The sequence below is a fragment of the Myxococcaceae bacterium JPH2 genome, from assembly GCA_016458225.1.
Lineage (GTDB): Bacteria > Myxococcota > Myxococcia > Myxococcales > Myxococcaceae > Citreicoccus.
This window is the reverse complement of sequence record JAEMGR010000003.1, coordinates 332,410-351,311: the sequence shown is the minus strand read 5'-3', so window position 1 is coordinate 351,311 and position 18,902 is coordinate 332,410. Positions and strand designations below refer to the sequence as shown.

Annotated in this window: 18 protein-coding genes; 10 read left to right on the top strand and 8 right to left on the bottom strand. The window is 70.4% G+C overall.

From position 1 onward, the window contains the following. Nucleotides 1-50: 50 nt before the first annotated feature. On the top strand, nucleotides 51-2,528 hold the full coding sequence (locus tag JGU66_06140; GenBank protein MBJ6760335.1) for an MMPL family transporter: 2,478 nt from the start codon (nucleotides 51-53) through the stop codon (nucleotides 2,526-2,528). Nucleotides 2,529-2,540: 12 nt separating this feature from the next. Beyond that, nucleotides 2,541-2,789: a hypothetical protein gene (locus JGU66_06135; GenBank protein MBJ6760334.1), complete on the top strand. Its 249-nt coding sequence runs from the start codon at nucleotides 2,541-2,543 to the stop codon at nucleotides 2,787-2,789. A 38-nt stretch (nucleotides 2,790-2,827) separates the two neighbouring features. Here the strand turns inward: JGU66_06135 and JGU66_06130 are convergent, their stop codons facing one another. From JGU66_06130 to JGU66_06100, 7 genes are all read right to left on the bottom strand, one after another. Next, nucleotides 2,828-3,517: a hypothetical protein gene (locus JGU66_06130; GenBank protein MBJ6760333.1), complete on the bottom strand. Its 690-nt coding sequence runs from the start codon at nucleotides 3,515-3,517 to the stop codon at nucleotides 2,828-2,830. A 194-nt stretch (nucleotides 3,518-3,711) separates the two neighbouring features. Then, nucleotides 3,712-4,296 (bottom strand): dual specificity protein phosphatase family protein, encoded by a 585-nt coding sequence (locus tag JGU66_06125; GenBank protein MBJ6760332.1) that lies wholly within the window; start codon nucleotides 4,294-4,296, stop codon nucleotides 3,712-3,714. A gap of 11 nt (nucleotides 4,297-4,307) precedes the next feature. Next, nucleotides 4,308-5,294, bottom strand: a complete 987-nt coding sequence (locus JGU66_06120; protein MBJ6760331.1) for a hypothetical protein — start codon at nucleotides 5,292-5,294, stop codon at nucleotides 4,308-4,310. Next, a complete protein-coding gene (locus JGU66_06115) occupies nucleotides 5,284-6,525 on the bottom strand; it encodes a GtrA family protein (protein ID MBJ6760330.1) in 1,242 nt (413 codons plus the stop codon). The genes JGU66_06120 and JGU66_06115 overlap by 11 nt, the downstream gene beginning before the upstream one ends. Beyond that, on the bottom strand, nucleotides 6,518-7,447 hold the full coding sequence (locus JGU66_06110; GenBank protein ID MBJ6760329.1) for an inositol phosphorylceramide synthase: 930 nt from the start codon (nucleotides 7,445-7,447) through the stop codon (nucleotides 6,518-6,520). Before JGU66_06110 ends, JGU66_06115 begins: the two co-directional genes overlap by 8 nt. Then, nucleotides 7,425-8,759 carry an inositol-3-phosphate synthase gene (locus tag JGU66_06105; GenBank protein MBJ6760328.1) on the bottom strand — a complete coding sequence of 445 codons (1,335 nt, stop codon included), beginning with the start codon at nucleotides 8,757-8,759 and terminating at the stop codon, nucleotides 7,425-7,427. The genes JGU66_06110 and JGU66_06105 overlap by 23 nt, the downstream gene beginning before the upstream one ends. 495 nt (nucleotides 8,760-9,254) lie before the next feature. Further along, nucleotides 9,255-9,785, bottom strand: a complete 531-nt coding sequence (locus tag JGU66_06100) for a pyridoxamine 5'-phosphate oxidase family protein (protein ID MBJ6760327.1) — start codon at nucleotides 9,783-9,785, stop codon at nucleotides 9,255-9,257. Between the two features lie 168 nt (nucleotides 9,786-9,953). Between JGU66_06100 and JGU66_06095 the strand changes: the two genes are divergently transcribed. The 8 genes from JGU66_06095 to JGU66_06060 all read left to right on the top strand — a co-directional run bounded on the left by JGU66_06095 (nucleotide 9,954) and on the right by JGU66_06060 (nucleotide 18,471). Then, nucleotides 9,954-10,448, top strand: coding sequence for a hypothetical protein (locus JGU66_06095; protein ID MBJ6760326.1), 495 nt, complete (start codon nucleotides 9,954-9,956; stop codon nucleotides 10,446-10,448). A gap of 123 nt (nucleotides 10,449-10,571) precedes the next feature. Further along, on the top strand, nucleotides 10,572-11,993 hold the full coding sequence (locus tag JGU66_06090; protein ID MBJ6760325.1) for a hypothetical protein: 1,422 nt from the start codon (nucleotides 10,572-10,574) through the stop codon (nucleotides 11,991-11,993). A 60-nt stretch (nucleotides 11,994-12,053) separates the two neighbouring features. Continuing rightward, nucleotides 12,054-12,890 (top strand): DUF2807 domain-containing protein, encoded by an 837-nt coding sequence (locus JGU66_06085; protein MBJ6760324.1) that lies wholly within the window; start codon nucleotides 12,054-12,056, stop codon nucleotides 12,888-12,890. A 157-nt stretch (nucleotides 12,891-13,047) separates the two neighbouring features. After that, nucleotides 13,048-14,049: a zinc-dependent alcohol dehydrogenase family protein gene (locus tag JGU66_06080; GenBank protein ID MBJ6760323.1), complete on the top strand. Its 1,002-nt coding sequence runs from the start codon at nucleotides 13,048-13,050 to the stop codon at nucleotides 14,047-14,049. Nucleotides 14,050-14,193: 144 nt separating this feature from the next. After that, nucleotides 14,194-15,579, top strand: a complete 1,386-nt coding sequence (locus JGU66_06075; GenBank protein ID MBJ6760322.1) for a DUF2079 domain-containing protein — start codon at nucleotides 14,194-14,196, stop codon at nucleotides 15,577-15,579. Between the two features lie 247 nt (nucleotides 15,580-15,826). After that, complete coding sequence (locus JGU66_06070; protein MBJ6760321.1) at nucleotides 15,827-16,162, top strand: ribosome-associated translation inhibitor RaiA; 336 nt, start codon at nucleotides 15,827-15,829, stop codon at nucleotides 16,160-16,162. A gap of 461 nt (nucleotides 16,163-16,623) precedes the next feature. Further along, nucleotides 16,624-17,001, top strand: coding sequence for a response regulator (locus tag JGU66_06065; protein ID MBJ6760320.1), 378 nt, complete (start codon nucleotides 16,624-16,626; stop codon nucleotides 16,999-17,001). Nucleotides 17,002-17,085: 84 nt separating this feature from the next. Beyond that, nucleotides 17,086-18,471, top strand: a complete 1,386-nt coding sequence (locus JGU66_06060; protein MBJ6760319.1) for an aminopeptidase P family protein — start codon at nucleotides 17,086-17,088, stop codon at nucleotides 18,469-18,471. A gap of 40 nt (nucleotides 18,472-18,511) precedes the next feature. Here JGU66_06060 and JGU66_06055 read toward each other — a convergent pair whose 3' ends face one another. Then, nucleotides 18,512-18,868 (bottom strand): winged helix-turn-helix domain-containing protein, encoded by a 357-nt coding sequence (locus tag JGU66_06055; GenBank protein ID MBJ6760318.1) that lies wholly within the window; start codon nucleotides 18,866-18,868, stop codon nucleotides 18,512-18,514. Between the last annotated feature and the right edge of the window lie 34 nt (nucleotides 18,869-18,902).

Sequence of the window (18,902 nt, the reverse complement as noted above, 5' to 3'; positions counted from 1 at the left end):
AGGTGGGCCGCCTTTTTTCGGTCGGAAGTCAACACAGCGGGTGTCGCAACATGGCTGAGATGCGTTGGTCCGAGCGGTTCCAGGCGGCGATGGGCAAGACGGCTGCCCGGAGCCACCAGAGGCCCTGGAGGGCCTTGCTCGTGGCGCTGGTGCTGACGGCGATTGGTGGGTACTTCGCCCAATCCCTGTCACTCAACGCGGACCTGGTGGGACTGCTGCCGAAGTCGTTCCAGAGCGTTCAGGACATCGAGAAGCTGCGCAAGCGCTTCGGTGGTCAGGGCAACGTGGTGGTGGTGGGCATGGGCGCGGACGCGGAGGCGCTCAAGCGCTTCGTGGACGACATGTCCCCGCAGCTCGCGAAGCTGCCGGAGATCCGCTACGTCAACGCGCAGCGTCCGCGCGCCTTCTTCGAAGAGCACGCGCTCTACTACCTGGACGTGGATGACCTGAAGGCGGTGCAGGAGCGCATCGACTCGCGCATCGCGTGGGAGAAGGAGCAGGCCAACCCGCTCTTCGTCCGGCTGGACGACTCCCCGGCGCCGTCGCTGGACTTCTCCGACATCGAGCACAAGTACGCGGGCCGCGCCAACACGCGCCTGTCCGGCGGCGGAGACCTCTACTACCTGGACGCCAAGGCGCGCATGGTGGTGATGATGCTCAAGCCCAAGGGCAGCTCCGCGGACCTGGGCTACTCCAAGCGCACCATCGCGCAGGTGGAGGACTTCCTCGGCAAGCAGGACCTGTCCAAGTACGGGCCCGGCTTCAAGACGGCCATCACCGGCACGTTCAAGAAGAAGATTGATCAGCAGGGCGTCATCTCCAACGACCTGGCGACCACGGGCACGGTGGCCATGGTGCTGCTGGTCCTCTATCTCATCTTCCACTTCCGCAGCGGCGTGTCCGTGGGCCTCACCATGGCCCCGGTCATGGCGGGCCTGGCGTGGACCTATGGCTTCGTGGGCTTGATGTACGGACAGGTCAACCTGCTCACCGCGTTCCTCGCGGCGGTGCTGGGGGGCCTGGGCGTGGAGCACGGCATCCACTTGTTGGGACGCTATGGCGCGCTGCGCTCGGAGGGCGTGAAGTCCGAGGACGCGGTGGAGGAGACCTTCCGGCACACCGGCTACTCGGCGCTCATCTCCGCGCTGGTGGCGGCGCTGACGTTCCTCAGCCTCTCGCTGTCCGAGTTCCGAGCGTTCCGCGAGTTCGGCGTCATCGCGGCGGTGGGCATGGTGGTGAGCGTGCTGACGTACGTGCTCATCCTCCCGGCGCTGTTGGGTCTGGCGGCGCGGTTCAATTGGACGCCGAAGGTGCACCACGCGTCGGGCGGGCCCATGGCGATGCTGGCGCGGTGGCTGCCGCGCAGCTACCGGGGCGTGGCCATCGTGGTGGGCGTGGGCGCGCTGGCGCTCATCAGCCAGGCGTGGCGCGTGTCCTTCAACTACGACATGTCCAAGCTGGATGACGTGAGCCTGCCGTCGGTGCAGCTGGACCAGAAGGTGAACCACATCCTCGGCTACTCGCAGACGCCGGTGGTGGTGCTGACGGACTCGCAGAACATGGAGCGCGAGGTGGTGCGCCAGCTGGAGGCGCGCAAGCAGTCGCGCGGCAAGGACTCCACCATCGATTTCGTGGGCGCGCTGGAGGACCTGGTCCCCACGCGGCAGGGTGAGAAGCAGGTCATCCTCGATGCCATCGCGTCGAAGCTGGGGAAGATTGATTCGTCCCACCTGAAGGGCCAGACGCGCACGGACCTGGAGCGGGCGCAGCGCATGTCGCTGGCCAAGCCCTTCACGCAGGCGGACATGCCCGAGGGCGTGCGCCACCAGTTCGAGAGCCTGGATGGCAGCACCGGCGGCGTGGTGCTGGTGTACGCGGGCATCAGCCTGTCGGACGGCGCGGGCACGCGGAAGTTCGCCAAGGAAGTGCGCGACATGTCGCTGCCGGACGGCACGCGCGTGTCGGCGGCGGGCGAGGCGCTCATCCTCGCGGACATCCTGGACATGGTCGCGCGCGAAGGGCCCCGCATCCTCGCCGCCGCGGTGCTCAGCGTGATGGCCGCCATGTGGGTCACCATGGGCCGGCTGCGCACGGCGCTCATCTGCATGCTGCCCACGCTGCTGTCCATCGCGGCGCTGGTGGGCCTGATGTCGCTCCTGGGCCTGGAGTTCAACTACCTGAACATCGTGGTGCTGCCGGTGCTGGTGGGCACCACGGTGGACGCGGGCGTGCACCTGGTAGAGCGCTTGGGAGAACCCGGCGCGGACTTCGTCTCGGTCTACGCGGAGACGGGGCGCGCCATCACCGGTGGCCTGCTGACGAGCGCCATCGGCTTCCTCGCCCTCATCATGGCCAAGCACCCGGGCCTCAACTCGATTGGCGACCTGGCCAACCTGGGCTTCGGCGTGAACATGCTCATCGTGCTCCTGGGCTTCCCGTCGCTGCTGCTCATCGTCGAGCGGTGGCGCCGCAAGCACGGGAACGTGCCGGAGCACCCGGAGCAGCCCGCCACCACGCCGGAGGCCTGAGGAATGCGCCCCATGTCCATGCGAGTGCTGGGGTGTGTGGCCGCGGGCCTGCTGTGGACGGGCTGTGTCCACGAGCGGCCGCGCGAGGTGGCGCGGTGCCCCGAGTCCCAAGACCGCTTCTGCCTCACGGCCGTCGAGTGCTCGATGGACAAGAAGCGCGGCTGCGAGGTCTGCCAGTGCTCGAAGGGGCCCACGGCGATGCCGGAGGATGACCGCCTTCCCTCGGGCGTGCCGCCGGACCAGCGGCTGCAGGGCAACTGAAGCCGGGCGCCCTCTGCCAGGCGCTCAGCTCCGGTGGTTCAGCTCCAGTGGGAGACGGCTTCCCAGCCCCACCACGTCCCGATGAAGACGGAGAGCGCGCCGGCCAGCCCCAGCACCGCGGCCCGCGCGCTCCCGTTCCCCGCGAGCCGCCGCAGCGGCAGTCCCGCCAGCCCGGTGAGCGCGGCCATGCCCGTCACCGAGCCCAGGCCGAAGGCGAGGATGTAGAGCAGCCGCGTGCCCACGGTGGGCAGCTCCGCCAGCACCAGGGCCGTGAGCGCGCCGCTGCCGGCCAGTCCGTGCATCAGCCCCACGAGCAGCGGGCGCCGCGCGAGCGTCCAGCGCCCCACGTGCACGTGCTCGGCGTGGCCGGAGTGCGTGTGCTTCGTGGCGCCGTGGTGGTGCGGCACGGGCGCGCCGCTGGTGCCCTCGCGGAAGGCCTGCATGAGCGCGCGCATCCCCAGCGTGGCCACCATGACGGCCACGCACAGCTCCAGGCCCTGCTCCACCTGGGGCGGCATCTGCGTGCGCAGCGCCGCGAGCGTCCCGCCCACCACGAACAGCGCCAGGGTGTGCCCCGCGCCCCACACCGCGCCCAGCATCAGGTTCTCTCGCAGCGGGCGCGAGCGCTCGACGGACAGCGTGGAGACGGCGGCCAGATGGTCGGGCTCCAGCGCGTGCCGCATCCCGAGCATGAGTCCCAAGAGACAGCCACCCAGCAGTGCCAGCATGTGTCGTCGCCTCGTGCGTGGCCCAGGATGCCTCCAGCGGGGCGGGGCCATGCGCGCCACCCGGGAGGCGCACTCTACGGTCCGCGAGGGGTCGCGCGGGCCGCCATCGAGGCGCTGGGTGGCTGGACTGTGCCTACCCAGCCTTGCCGGTGGTGTCAACGCGGCGGCCGGAGTTCCGTGCGCCCGCGCACGTCCTACGCGGCCCGGCCCGCCTCGCGCGCCGTCCACGCCGTCACGAAGTCCGCCAGCCCGCGGAGCTGCCGGTCGTTCAGCGTCGCCTGCCAGCGCGCCTCGCGCAGCGCCCGGTACGCGTCCGGCGCGTCCCAGCCTCGGGCCACCATGACGGCCAGGCCCATGAGCGGCCCGCGGCCCACGCCGTGCTCGCAGTGGGTGTACAGCACACCTCCCGCGTCCAGCCGGGGCAGGGCCCACTCCACCCCGCGCGACAGCTGCTCCACGGAGGGCGGGTAGCGGTCCGTCACCGGCAGGTGCAACAGCTCGATGCCCAGGGCCGCGAGCGCCTCCGCGTCGTCCTGGCGCTCGGCGCGCAGGTCAATCACGGCGGTGATGCCCTGGGCTTTCAGCTCCGCGTACCGCGCGCGGGGCACCGAGCCACCCACGTGCAGCCACGCGTTCACCCGCGACACGTTCAGCGCGCGCCGACCGGGGAGCTTGGTGGTCCACTCCACGCCGCGCGCCACCCCGCGCAGCACCTGCTTGCGCACCCAGCCTCGGACTCCCGGCACATGGTGCACCGACCGCAGCAGCGACTCGCTCACGCTCCGCGCTCCTACTCGCCTTCCAGCGTCACTTCCAACAAACCCTGAATCGGCGTCTTGCCCGCCTGCTCCAGCACGCCGCGGTGCAGGTACGTCACCGGCGAGCCCACCACCGGCCGCACCAGCCCGGCCAGCATGCCCAGCTGCTCCACCGGCGCGTTGCGCTGGAGGATGGAGGTGGAGCGCAGCGCCATGGCCATGTGCCCGTCGTCTCCGGTGAACTCCGCGCGCCACACGCTGCGCTCCTTGGAGCCCTCGCGGTTGAGCGTGAAGGACTCCAGCCGGCGCGGCGCCTGGCCCTCTTCCCAGAAGTACACGGGGCCGAACTCGCCGTCCTGGCCCTCGCGCGCCAGCAGCACCAGGTGCTGGCCGCCCCGCAGCGCGCGGAAGCGCACCCAGCGGCGCGCCAGCTTCGCGGGCGGAATCGTCGAGCGGGTGTGGTCCGCGTAGCCGCCGCCGGTCAGCGTCTCCTCGGCGGACTTGGGCACCTGCAGCGTGACCTTCACGGGGCTGGTGGCCACCAGCACCTCGTGGCGGTAGCGCTCGCTGCCCACCTCCACCACGGAGCCATCCGGCGAGTGGGGCGACAGCGGCGCGTCATACGTCAGCGCCACGCGGCCGCCGTCCAGCGGCGCCTCCACCTGGGTCCCCGTGGCGCTCGAGCGCGCCCAGCAGTCACCCACCTGGAGCGTGGCCGTGGCGGGGTCATAGCGCCACTGCTTGCCGCCCACGCGATTCTGCGGCGTCCAGGCCCGCTGGCCGGGCCGCAGCACCGTCGCCCGGCAGATGCCCGTGCGCGAGCCGGGCCCGATGTTCGTCATCGACAGCTGCACCAGGACGAAGCCGCCGTCGTCCAGGTCGCCAATGAATGTGAAGCTCTCGCCGTAGTTGTCGTTCGTGGAGAACGTGGGCTCCAACGCCGCGCCACGCGCCGCCGTGCCCGCGAGCGCGAGCAGGGCGGTCAGCAGCAGCGACGTCAGCCGCGTCTCACGCCGCATGGGGGCGCTGCTCCAGCAGCGCGTCCGGCGAGTCGTTGAACACGTAGTCGCGCTGCAGGGGCAGGTTCCACGCGAAGTACACCACCCCGCGCACCACCCACCAGCCGAGCGTGTACGCCAGCTGCGGGTGCAGCGTCATCAGCGCCACGCCGCCCGCGTTGAGCAGCGCGCTCGTCGCGCTCACCACCGTGTAGCGCGCCAGCTGCGGCGCCACCGCCCCGCTGCTGCGGAAGGTCAGCACGCGGTTGAGCGAGTAGTTCACCACGCCACCCAGCACGCAGCCCGCCACCGTGGCCCACGCCGGGGACATCGCGCCCCACTCCACCATCGCGAGCACCGCGGCGAAGTCCACCGCGGTGGCCACCGCGCCAGACGCCGCGTTGAGGCCCACCAGCGCCACGCCCGAGCGCGCCGCCTGCGGCTTCTTCGGCGCCAGCGCCTCCACCAGCTTGCGGAAGCGCGAGAGCGCCGTGACGTTGCTCATCACCGCCACGAAGACGAGCCCCGCCACCGCCAGCCAGTGCATGGGGTGCTTGTGCTCGGGCCAGAAGATGGCCTCCAGGATGGGAGACAGCGCCGTGCCCACGCCGAGGAAGAGCACGCGCTCCAGCCGCTGCATGGCGCCGTCGCGCACGCTCACGCCCAGGCCCTCGCCGCGCGCCCGGACATAGGGCACCAGCGACGAGCCGAGGAAGGCCACCAGCGCGGGCAGGAGCACCCACGTGTCCCGGTAGTACCAGGCCAGGCCCATGAGCATCGCCGAGTCGACATACCGGTCCAGCACCGAGTCCAGCGCGGCGCCGGCCGGGTTGGCCTCCTTGCGCGTGCGGGCGATGCGGCCGTCCATCACGTCCAGGATGCCGGCCATGAGGAACAGCCAGCCGCCCAGCGCGAAGCGCCCCGCCGCCACCGCCACGCCGGAGGACACCCCCAGCAGGCCGGACAGCATGGACAGCGCGTTGGCCGGCAGCCCCGAGCGCAGCAGGAGCTGCCACAGGGGCTGGATGACCCAGAAGAAGTAGTGCCGCAGGAAGAAGCCCACCAGCACGGTCTTGCCGCGGGTGAGCGTCTCCGCGTCGCGCGGGATGCCCTTGAAGGCGCAGCGCACGCAGAACAACACGAGACCGCCCAGGAAGTAACAACAGGCCAGCAGCGCCGGCGCGAGCGCCGACCAGATGCGTGCCGACGGGGACAGGTCGCCCGTCAGCCACGCCAGGAGGTTGTCATGCACGGGTGTCTCCTCCAGGAGTCAGGGGCACCGGTACAGGCACCGGCGCCAGCTGGCGGGCGAACGCGAGCTCCACCGCCATGCAGGCGAGGAGCGCGGCGGTCATGCCAGCGGTCACGTCCAGGACGTAATGGTGCGACAGGTAGACAGCAGAGAACGCGATGAGGGCGGAGAACAGCCCCGCGCCCACGCGCCACAACGGCCCGCGGTGCCACGTGTGCCACAACACCAACACCGGATAGGCCGAGTGCAGGGAGGGCATGGCGCCGAAGACGTTCTGGTTGCGTGAGTAGAAATTGTGGAAGTACTGGATGCCGAAGAACGCGTCGAAGCGCGCCGCGCCTGCCGCGCTCGGAGCCACCGCGAGATCCGCCGGGCCCAGGCCGTGCGTCAGCACATACCAGGGTGGCGCCGCCGGATAGAGCATGTACGTGGCCACGCCCACGACGTTGACCACGAGGAAGCTCCAGCACAACTGCTCGAAGCGCGGATGCTTCGCCACGAAGAAGATGATGACGACTGCGAAGACCTCGAAGAGGTACGTCGCGTAGCCAAATCCACACAACAGGTCGAGCACGACATGGCTGCGCTCGGCCAGGTACGCGGGCCAGTTGGCCGCGCCCGCGGGCGCCGGGAACACCCGACCGTCCAGGGCGAACAAATCCCCGGTGTGGATGTCGCCACGCCAACCCAACCACAGGCCCTGGCTGTCCATCAGCATGCCGGACAGCCACAGCGGGAACCCGCCGCGGAGGAACCGCCGCGTCCGGGGGCCAATCCAGGCCAGCCCCACGACGAGCAGATCCACCACGGCGTGCTCCCACCGGAGCCGCCCGGCGGCGGTCACGAACGCCAGGTGGCCCACCGCCATGACGGTGGTGAGCCACATGAACGCGCTCGGTCTAGCGGGCGATTGGGAGGTCATCCCCGTAGTAGTCGAGGCCGAGGTGGGTGATGGGCTCTTCGCCCGCGACGACGCGCAGCGTGTTCTTCAGCTTCGTCAGCTGGATGAACAGGTCGTGCTCCACGGGCAGACCCGGGTGGGCCATGGGGCTCTTGAAGTAGAACGACATCCACTCCTGGATGCCGCGCCACTCCATCCGCTTGGCCAGGTCCAGGAACATCGCGATGTCCAGGACGAGCGGCGCCGCCAGGATGGAGTCGCGGCAGAGGAAGTTGATCTTGATCTGCATCGGGTAGCCGAGCCACCCGAAGATGTCGATGTTGTCCCACCCCTCCTTCGCGTCGCCGCGGGGCGGGTAGTAGTGGATGGACACCTTGTGGGAGTACTTGGTGTACAGCTCCGGGTAGAGGTCCGGCTGGAGGATGGTGTCCAGCACGCTGGACTTGGTGACCTCCTTCGCCTTGAAGGCGGCGGGATCGTCCAGCACCTCACCATCGCGGTTGCCCAGGATGTTGGTGGAGAACCAGCCCTCCAGACCCAGCATGCGCGCCTTGAGCGCGGGGGCGATGACCGTCTTCATCATCGTCTGTCCGCTCTTCAGGTCACGGCCCGCGACGGGGACGTTCTCCTGCTTGGCCAGCTCCTGGAGCGCCGGCGTGTCCACGCTGGCGTTCGGGGTGGCGTTCGCGAAGGGCACGCCCTCCTTGATGGCCGCGTAGGCGTAGAGCGCCGTCGGGTTGATGTCCGGGCTGTTCGCGTCCAGCGCCTTCTCGAAGTTCGCCAGCGACTGGAAGGCGGCGGGCATCGGGCGGAACGTCTCCACGCTGCTGCACACCACCATCACCGCGCGCTTCGCGTTCAGCTCCTTCTTGAAGTCGCGGATGTCCTGGCGCAGCGCCTCGATGCTCTCGCGGTGCGTCTTGGTGGCCTTGACGTGGTTCGCCTCGATGCGGCGGACGAACTCGGCGTCATGCACGCCCTTCTTGGGCTTGATGCCCTGCAGGAAGGGCTTCACCTGCTCCAGGTGCTTGTCGTTCAGCACGCCGGAGCGCACCGCCACCTGGTACGCGTCCTCGCTGATGATGTCCCAGGCGCCGAAAACCACGTCGCCCAGCTCCGTCAGCGGGACCAGCTCGTTGAGCTTCACGGTCCGGCCGTCGGTGCGCTTGCCCAGGCGCGCCGTTCCCATCTGCGTCAGGGACCCGATGGGAGCGCCCTTGCCCTGCCGCGTCAATTCCACGCCCGCCATGAGCGTCGTGGACACCGCGCCCAGCCCCGGGATGAGCACTGCCAGCTTGCCCTCGGGCTTCGACACCGACTTCTTGGTCTCCATCGTCTGGTTCCTTCAAAAAGAGCGGAAGTCTGAGCCCGCCCCGTTAGATGACCTGAGCCCACAATCACCGCGCAGGCTTCGCTGGGCGGGAATGCGGAAAATCTCGAATGCGGATGGTTGATACTCTAAAGCGTTCGTGACTTCAACGTCATGTGCGGTCCGGCGCCTCGTTACCACGGAGGTCGCCACGTGAATGGCGCACGGAGTCCCCAGCTACAAGCCAGGACGAACGCGGCTGTCAGAGAAACATCAGGTTGGCGGCGCCATCCCCACCCATGAGGGCGCGAGGACGCACGCGTCCCAGGATCTCCGCGAGACGTGGGTTTCTCAGCGGCGATGTCCGTCGCGAGGTGCCCAGGTGCGGTCTGTTGCCTGAAGGGCAGCCAGCCAGGAGTCGGACGCGCGAGGGCCCGCATGCCGCCCCAGGACGTGGGCGCGCTGCGCTCGACCTGGCGGGGCCGCGTGTTCAGAGGAGGACGGTGCGCGGCGGAGGACTCAGGAGATGGGCGCGCCGCGGTCGTCGAAGGTGAGGCGCGCGTTGTCTCCGGCCTCCTCGGCGCCGTGTCCGGTGATGGCGGCCCGGACGCGCTTCGCCCAGTGGACCATGCGGCGAGCGGATGCGTCCCAGTACTCGGCCTTCTCCACGGAGACCTTCAACAGGGCCAGCTCGGGATCATCCAGGCCTTGCGGGAACCAGGCCTGGAGCGCGGGGTTCCACAGGGCGCGGGCCTTGTCCTTGTCGAGCACGAGCTGGCAACGGCCGCTGAGGGACACGAAGCGCTCGCGCGCGGCATCCGCGTAGGAGAGGTTCACGTGGTGGTCGTGGGTCACTTCACCCACCTTGGAGGCGTGCTCGCGGGTGAAGAGCCAGAGCGCGCCCTCCGCGTCGCGTCCTCGGGTCCACATGGGCCGGGCGCGCAGGCTCCCGTCCTCCTCCACCGTGGTCATCATGGCCACGCGCAGCTCTTGGATGAGGGCGTCGAGGTGGTCGAGCGCGTCTCGTGGGTCCTTCTGCTGACTGGCCATGGCTGTCTCCCTGTGCACTGCACCCTGTGCACTGAAGGTGCACAGCGGGGAGGTGGCCGGCAGCGAGCCCGGGCCCGGCCGGAGCCAGGGCGGGCGGGCGGTGTGATAGGTGCGTGCCCGGATGCTCCCGGGCGCGCGGCCGGGGATGACGCGGAAGGAGCGACACGGATGCTGAAGACAGCGTGGAACGAGTGGAGCCTCAAGGCGCTGCAACTGGAGACGGCGTTGCTGGCGCTCGAGGAGATCGAGCTGCCGTCGGAGATGCAGACGCAGCAGGCGGCGGCGGAGGAGAAGCTGGTGGAGCTGGCGCGCGCGTGGCAGCAGCGTCAGCCCGCCAAGGAGCCTCGCCAGTGGAAGCGCGAGCTGACGGTGGGCGGAGAGCCGCGCGACGCCGAGCTGAAGGACCTGGTGGGCGGCTTCCGGGAAGAGGGCAAGACGTGGACCCTCTACCGGCTCACCAGCGACAAGAAGGAAGTGGTGGAGACGGTGGTGTCGGATGGCCGCGCGTGCATGAACGCGGGGGGCGAGTACTACCTGGGCCAGTGGAACACCGAAGAGGAGACGCTCGAGGTGGGCCGCGACGACGAGGCCGGCGAGCCTGGCACCGGGCTGGTGCTCGCGCCGAGCGGGGAGCTGGACTACACGCCGGACCCGGAGCTCTGAGCGTCCGGGCCTCGGGCGCGAGGTCTGAATCCGCGCGGTGACAGTTCTGGAAGGGACGGGTGTTTCCTGTCGCGAGGGGCGGCGACACGGCCCCGCTCGTCTCTGTTCAGGAAGGTCCCGGCGATGAAGCGCACGATTTCGGTGGTTGCGGGTGTGATGGCGGCGGTGGTCGCGGTTTCGGCCCGGGCCGAGGAGGCGCCGGCCGCGCCGGCCGCGGAGCAGGGTGTGGGTGCGAGCGCGCCCGTGGAGTTCCCGGTGGCCCAGGCCCCGCTGTCTCCCGCGCCGCTGGTGGCCGCCACCACGGGGGCCGGGACGGTGGCCGCGCCGTCCGCCGCGCCCGCGGTGGCGACGAGTGCCCAGGCCACGCCGGATGAGGTCTACGTGCCCATCAGCCTGACGCTGCTGCCCAACATCAGCACCGCGGGCATGCACACCGGCAACGTGGTCACCAACTATTCGCTCGGGTTGCTGGCCACCCACGCGAAGCGGGTGAACGGTCTGGCGACGTCGCTGGGCGCCAACTGGGTGGAGGCGGGCCTCTCCGGCGTGCAGATGACGGTGGGCGCCAACGTGTCGCGCGGGCCGGTGTCCGGAGCGCAGTTCGCGGTGGGCGCCAACGTGGCCACCCAGGACCTGGTGGGCATCCAGCAGACCGCGGGCATCAACGTGGTGCGCGGCGCGATGGAGGGCGCGCAGTTCGGCGTGGGCGCGAACATCACGGGCGGCCTCATGAACGGCGCGCAGTTCAGCGCGGGCGCGAACATCGCGAGCGCGGGCGGCGTGGGCGCGCAGCTCGGCGTGGGCGCGAACATCGCTGGCAGCACCTTTCGCGGCCTCCAGGCCACCGCGGGCCTCAACGTCGCGCAGGAGATGACGGGCCTCCAGATGTCCTCGGGCGTCAGCTACGCGCGGAAGATGGACGGCGCCCAGCTCTCCATCATCAACGTGGGCGGCGACATCGACGGCGCGCAGGTGGGCATCGTCAACGTCGGGGGGCGCGTGGACGGACTGCAGCTCGGCGTCATCAACGTGGCGCGCGAGTCCGAGGGCGAGTCGGTGGGCCTGCTGAGCTTCGTCGGCAACGGCCAGGGCAACTTCCAGCTCTGGGGCGGCGACCTGGCGGCGATGAACGCGGCGGTGAAGTTCGGCGGCAAGCACCTGTACACGCTGCTCACGGTGGGCTTCAACCCGGGCTCGGACACGCGGCGCCGCCGCTACCTCCTGGGCGCGGCCTTTGGCGCGCACATCCCCATGGAGCGCTTCTTCATCGACATGGATGTGATGGGCAGCAGCGTCCACGATGACCGGCTGTTCAAGGACGGCGACGGCGAGAACATCCTCGGCCAGCTCCGGCTCGTGGGCGGATGGCAGGTGGCGCGGCGCCTGGCGCTCATTGGCGGCATCACCGGCAACACGCTGGTGACCATGCACGGCAGCGACCGCTGGGAGGAGCTGGGCATCGGGCCCGAGTGGAAGAACGTGTCCGACAACGGACGCACCACTGTGCGCGTGTGGCCGGGGTTCCTGTTGGGCGTGCAGATTTAGGTGACAGCTTTTCACCTGCGCGGTGTTCCCCTGGCGCATTGCCAGGAAAGGGAGTCGCGCATGTGGAAGCTCATGGGGGTGGGGGCCGTCGCGGCCGCGTTGCTGTCGGGCTGTCTTCTCCACGTGGACGACGAGGAGGACGGCTTCAAGGTCACCGAGTCGCGCGCGCTGGAGGGCTTCACCCGCGTGGAGAACCGCACGTCCATGCGGGTGGAGGTCCACGAGGCCGCGCGCGCCGAGGTCCGCGTGACGCTGGAGCGCCAGCTCCAAGACGAGCTGGAGACGTGGGTGGACGGCGACACGCTCATCATCGACAGCGGAGGGCGACTCTCCTTCCGCGGTGATGGGACGGTGAGCGTGGGCCTGCCCCGGTTCCTGGGCGCGACGTTGACCTCCTCCGGGACGCTGACGGTGGGTGACCTGACGCGCGAGGAGGACGTGCGGCTGGTGGCGAGCGGCTCGGGGGACCTGCGCTTCTGCGGCCCGGCGCGCACGCTCACCGCGGAGCTGTCCAGCTCGGGCAGCGTGACGCTGTGCTCGCCGGAGGGCTCGGCCTCGGAGTCGGTGTCGCTGACCGCGTCGGGCTCGGGCACCCTGCGCTGGTCTGGCCTGACACGGAGCATGGACGCGGAGACGCGTGGCTCGGGAGGCATCACCCTCGAGGGCGAAGCGCAGCAAGTGCGCGCGCGCGTGGGCGGCAGCGGCGACCTGGACGCGAGCGCGATGCGGGCGACGAGCGCGGACCTGTCATCCGAGGGCTCGGGTGGGATTCGGGCGCGCGCGGAGGGCGGCTCCGTCGACGTCTTCATCGGGTCCTCGGGGAACGTGGAGCTGTGGGGCGATGCCGCGGTGCGGACGGTTCGCGTGAGCGGGAGCGGCAAGCTCGTCCGCCATTGAGGCCAGACGCGCGTGTCCCAGCGGACGCGCGCGCGCCACCTGACGTCGCGGGCGTCCCGTGGTGGACGGAGCTTCACCCGGTGCGCGCGAGCCGTCCGCGCGTGACTCCTATCCTCGTGTGCGCGCCCGGCGTGGGTCGGGCGGGAGGTAGGACGCGATGACTGGCACCATGCGCGCGATGGTGCTCCGCGAGCCGGGGCAGCCCCTGCGCGAGGAGCGCTGGCCGATTCCCTCGCCGGGGCCCGGACAGCTCCTCTTGCGCGTGTCGGCCTGCGCCGTGTGTCGCACGGACCTGCACGTGGTGGATGGCGAGCTGCCCGATGCGAAGCGGCCACTCGTCCTGGGCCACGAAATCGTGGGCACGGTGGTGGACGCGGGGCCGGGCGCGGGAGCGTTTCCGCTCGGGCAGCGGGTGGGGGTGCCGTGGCTGGGGTGGAGCTGCGGAGCGTGTCGCTTCTGTCTGTCCGGGCGCGAGAACCTCTGCGACCGGGCGCGCTTCACTGGCTATCAAATCGACGGTGGCTACGCCGAGTACACCGTGGCGGATCACCGCTACTGCTTCCCGTTGCCTCAGGGCTACTCGGACGTCGAGGCCGCGCCGCTGATGTGCGCGGGGCTCATCGGGTTCCGCAGCCTGCGGTTCGCGGGCGACGCGAAGCGGCTGGGCCTGTATGGCTTTGGCGCGGCGGCGCACGTGCTCATCCAGGTGGCGCGGTATCAGGGGCGCGAGGTGTATGCCTTCACGCGCCCGGGAGACGCGAGCGGGCAGGCCTTCGCTCGGGAGCTGGGGGCGGCGTGGGCGGGCGGCTCGGACGTGCTGCCTCCGGAGTCCCTGGACGCGGCCATCCTTTTCGCGCCGGTGGGGGCGCTGGTGCCCGCCGCGCTGCGCGCCGTGGACAAGTCTGGCGTGGTGGTGTGCGGCGGCATCCACATGAGTGACATCCCCTCGTTCCCGTATGCGTGGCTCTGGGAGGAGCGGCAGGTGCGCTCGGTGGCGAACCTCACGCGGATGGACGCCATGGACTTCCTGGCGCTCGTGCCTCGGGTGCCGGTGCGCACGCAGGTGCAAGTGTTTCCCTTGGCCGCCGCGAACGAGGCGCTCGCCGCGCTCCGTCACGGGCAGGTGAAGGGCGCCGCGGTGCTGGAGGTTCCCGCGTAGCACGGGGCGTCCAGTGGCGCCGCCGTTCGGGACGCGATAGAGCAGGGCCCGGGGAAGCGGCGCCATGGGGGGCCCACCCCGTGGAATTTCATGTCATCCTCGCCCGACTCCGGGACGTCTCATGTGTCGCGCTGGCTGGGAATGCTGGCGTTGCCGGTCGTCTTCCTGACTTGGTTCGTGTTGGTGGTGGCGCCCGTCTGGCTCCAGGCCGCGCGGCACTGCTTCACGCACTACGACCTTGGCATCTACACGCAGGCGCTGGCGCGGCTGTCCCTGCGCGACCCAAACCCGTGGCTCAGCGCGCGCCAGGTCTTCATCTTCAACGACCACTTCGACCCGGTCCTCTGGCTCGCGCGCCCGCTGGGGATGTTTCTCTCTCCGCTGCACGCGGGCCTGTTGGCCGAGGCCCTCTTCGTGTTGCTGTCGGTGGCGCCGCTCGTGTGGATGCAGGCGCGAGGGCTGCTGGACCGCGTGTCCACCGCGTTCCTGTGCGCGCTGCTCCTGCTCAACACGAGCATCGTCGAGGCGCTCGTCTTCCCCATCCACCCGACCACGTGGTCCGTGCTGCCGTGCGTGCTGCTCGCCGTGGCGTACCATCTGCGCAAGCACGGCCTGATGATGGTCGCGCTGGTGCTCCTCTTCGCGTGCAAGGAGGAGTTCCCCCTCGCGGGCCTCATGTTGGCGGTGGGGTTGTGGTGGCGCGGGGAGCGGCGGCTGGCGCTGGGTGTGTTCGCGCTGTCTGCGGCGTGGATGGCCTTCGTCCTGGTCGTGCGGCCCTGGTGGTGGGGGCCCACGGTGGACTACCGCGGGCGGCTCTTGCCGGCGCCGGATCAGGACTGGCTCGCGTATCTGCACTCGCGCTTCGCGCCGTGGCATCTGCGGCGCATGGGCACGCTGCTGCTGCTCTTCGTCCCATTGGGCGTGTGGGCCTGGCGCGAGAAGTGGAAGCCCGACGTGCCCTGGCTGTTGATGCTGCTGCCGCTCGTGGCCATCCGCGTGGCGGCCATGGCGTGGCGTGAGCACTACGGCGCGCCGGTGCTCGCCGTGGGCGTGCTTGCGTTGCTGCCGCTCCTGCGCGCGCGCCGTCCTCCCGCGTGGGTGCTCGTGTCCACCGCGGTGCTGCTCTTCACCACCAACGAGGTGAACTTCCGGGACGGGGTGCGCACGCTCACCCGGCCCGAGTCCTTCCCCCGCGTCTGCCCGGCGGACGCGCTTCGGCTCGCCAGCGTGCGGCGGGGCCTGGACGTGCTCGCGTCGCGCTCGGAGGGGCGCGCGCTGCTCGGAGGCAACCTGGTGGCGGACCTCGTCACGCGCGACGAGGTGTACGCGGTGGGCGGTCCGCAGGCCGAGGGCTCGCTCGTCTACGACTGGGTGCTGGTGGAGAAGCCACCCGCGGGAAACATCCTGCCCGTCACGCCGGAGCGCATGGGCGAACTCATCACGCTGTGGCGTGGCGAGCCGGGCGCCGAGGTGCTCATCGACGACGCGCACGTCTTCCTCGCGCGAGGGCACTTCACCGTCAGCCATTGATGGACAGACATCGCGCGGTGCGAGGTCAGACGGCTCGCTGCGTGCCGCCGTCACGTGGCGACCCGTGCGAATTCGCGTGGGCTTCGCGCGGGCCCTGCGCAGGCCCGTGCAGGCCATTATATGCTGACCCACAAGGCGGTGGCACTTTCCGCCGCCCCATCAGAGAGCGAGGCATTCGCAAGTCGCGCGAAGGCGTTGGGAAGACGGTGCAAACCGGCTCCACGCGGAGCCCCATCCGAGGCGGACGATGAACCGAGCGCTGCAAATCACCTACCGGGGTATGGCGACGAGCGATGCCCTGAGCGAACACATCCGTGACCACGCAGAGAAGCTGGAGCAGTTCTTCGATGGAATCGTAGGGTGCCACGTCGTGGTGGAAGAGCCTCACCGCCACAAGCAGCAAGGGAATCCGTTTCACGTGCGCGTCGACCTGCACGTGCCGGGCAAGGACATCGTGGTGGGGAATGACTCGCACGAGCGCACGGCCCACGCGGATGCCTACCAGGCGGTGAGCGCCGCGTTCGAAGCCGCGCGCCGCCAACTCCAACACTACGCGGACGCCCTGCACGGCCATCGCCGCTGAAGTTCGCGTCCTCTCTCCGGCCGCGCGCCGCTCCTGTTCGCTCGGGGCGGTGGCGCGGCCGAGCTGTGTCTGGCGCGCATCCGACGGACACTGAACACTCGGGCTCGGGCCCCGGGTCCCGTCTCACGGCTCGCGACGCTACACTGGCGGAGCCAACGAGGGGCCGCGGCGGCCCCCCGAGGCGCCCGTCTCCACCACGCGGGGAGCGGGTCCAGGAGTGCGCGCGGGCTCACGGACTGGCGGGGCATGACGCGGTGGCTGCGCTCGACGTGGCGGCGGCGCTGACTCCCTCCCACCGTTCCGCTGAGCGTGTCGCGCCAGGGAGCGGCGTGTGTTCCCCGCCCGCTTCGGAGCGCCCCGCGCGTCCGGATTCCCTCCCCCTTCCATCCCTCGCCGCGCGCCGTGGGCGATGGGCCCGCGACGAAGTGCGTGGGCGACGTCTTCTTGAAGGGAGGCATGTGATGGATGCGTCGTGGGCCATGGGACGCTGCCTGCTGGTGGTGGAGGACGATGAGTTCATCCGGCTGGCGCTCGCGGAGCTGCTGGAGGACGTGGGCTTCGCCGTCATCACCGCGGGCTCGTATCGCGAGGCGGCGGGACTGTTGCAGCGCCCGCGCGCCATTGACGTGGTGTTGCTGGACCAGGAGCTGGGCGATGGCGTGGGCAGCGCGCTGGTGCCGCTGGTGCGCCAGGTGATGCCCGAGGCGAAGGTCGTCTTCGTCACCGGGAAGGAGGACGCGCGGCTGTCGCCCACCGCGGATGCGCTGTTCCGCAAGGACGGGCGCTTCGACGAGCTGCTCGCGTTCCTGTTGAAGCTGATGCCCTCGCACGCGATGTGAGGGTCGCCGCGCGCGAATCTTCGAAATGAAGCCCGTGGGGTAGTGTTTCGGGGCCAGCCGCTCTGCTGACTCAACGGAGATTCGATGCTGCCCGATGCTACCGAGCGTGCCGCCTTCCTGCGGCGCCGTGACCTGCTTGCCCGTGCCCTGGGAGGAACCGCGGCCCTGCTGGCGTCCAGTCGACCGCGCGCTCGCAACTACGCCGCCCACCAGTTCCCCTTCCGGGCGTCGAGTCACTTCCTCTACCTGTTCGGTCCAGGGCTGCCGGACGCGATGGCCTTCTATGACGGCCAGACGTGGACGCTGTATCTGCCCGAGCCCGCCCCGGACGACGTGCTGTGGGACGGCGCGGTGCCTTCCTTCGCGGAGATCTCCGAGGCGCTCGCGGTTCCGGTGAAGCCGCGCTCGGCGCTGCCCGCCGCGCTGCGCGGACGGTTGGTGGCCACGATTCCCACGGCGCACCTGGAGACCTGTCTGGACCTCGCGGAGCTGCTCGGTCGCGAGGTGAAGCCCGGGTGGCTGGCGCCCGGAGACGAGCCGCTCGCGGACGCGATGATTGCCCTGCGCTTGCGACAGGACGACGCGGCGGTTGCTCAAATGCGGCTGGCGGCGGACGTCACGCGCGCCGCGCATCTGGCGGGCATGCGGGCCACGCGGCCCGGCCTGCGCGAGTCCGTGGTGCGCGCCGCGATGGAGGCCGAGTTCCTCGCGCGCGACGTGGCCCCTGCCTACAACCCCATCGTCACGGTGCACGGCGAGGTGTTGCACAACGTGAAGTACCACCACGTGATGCAGCCCCAGGACCTGCTGCTCGCGGACGTGGGCGGAGAGAGCCCGGGTGGCTGGCCCGCGGACGTGACGCGCACGTGGCCGGTGAGCGGGCGCTTCAGCACGACGCAGCGCGAGCTGTACGAGGTGGTGCTGCGCGCGCAGAAGGCCGCCATCGCCACCGTTCGTCCCGGCGTGCGCTACCGCGACGTGCACCTGGCCGCGCACCGCGCCACGGCCGAGGGGCTGCTGGCGCTGGGCATCCTGCGCGGGGACGCGGAGGAGCTGGTGGCGGATGGCGTCACCGCGCGCTTGTTCCCCCATGGCGTGGGCCACCTGCTGGGCCTCGACGTGCATGACATGGAGGACCTGGGTGACCGCGCCGGCTACGCGCCGGGCCGCACGCGCTCGAAGGAGTTCGGGCTCGCGTACCTGCGGCTGGACCGCGACCTGGTGCCGGGCATGGCGGTGACCATCGAGCCGGGCGTGTATCAGGTGCCCGCCATCCTGGCGGATGCGCGCTTGATGGACGTGGCGAAGGACCGCCTGGACCGGACGGTGCTCGCGCGCTTCTCGGACGTGCGCGGCATCCGCATCGAGGACGACGTGCTGGTGACGGAGCAGGGTCGCGAGGTGCTGACCGCGGCCATTCCGAAGGAAGTCGCGGACGTAGAGGCCGCGATGCGGGCGGGCTCGCCGTGAGCCCCCGCGCCGCGTGCGGACGGGATGTCCGGCACGGGGCTCAGCGCGTCGGGCGCCCCACCTGATTCACCGCTCGCGCTGGCTGCGCCTCCAAGGGGGGAGTGGCCAGCGCGAGGAGGACCGAGACGTTGTGGTGCTGCTCGACCGGGTGTCTCAGCGGCAGGTCTCCTCGGACGGTGTAGTGATTGCGCCGTCCCTCCCGCGCGCGGAGCAGATAGCCCGCTTCCTCCAAGTCACTGACGATGCGCTGCACGGCCCGCTCGGTGATGCCCACGCGCTCGGAGACATCGCGGAGTCGAATCTCCGGGTCTGCCGCGATGCAAAGCAAGACATGCGCGTGGTTGGTGAGGAACGTCCATGCGGGCGAGGTCAACCGCTCGTTGTCCGAGGCGTCCATGGCGCCGCGGACACTAGCCCAAACCCTGGTCCAC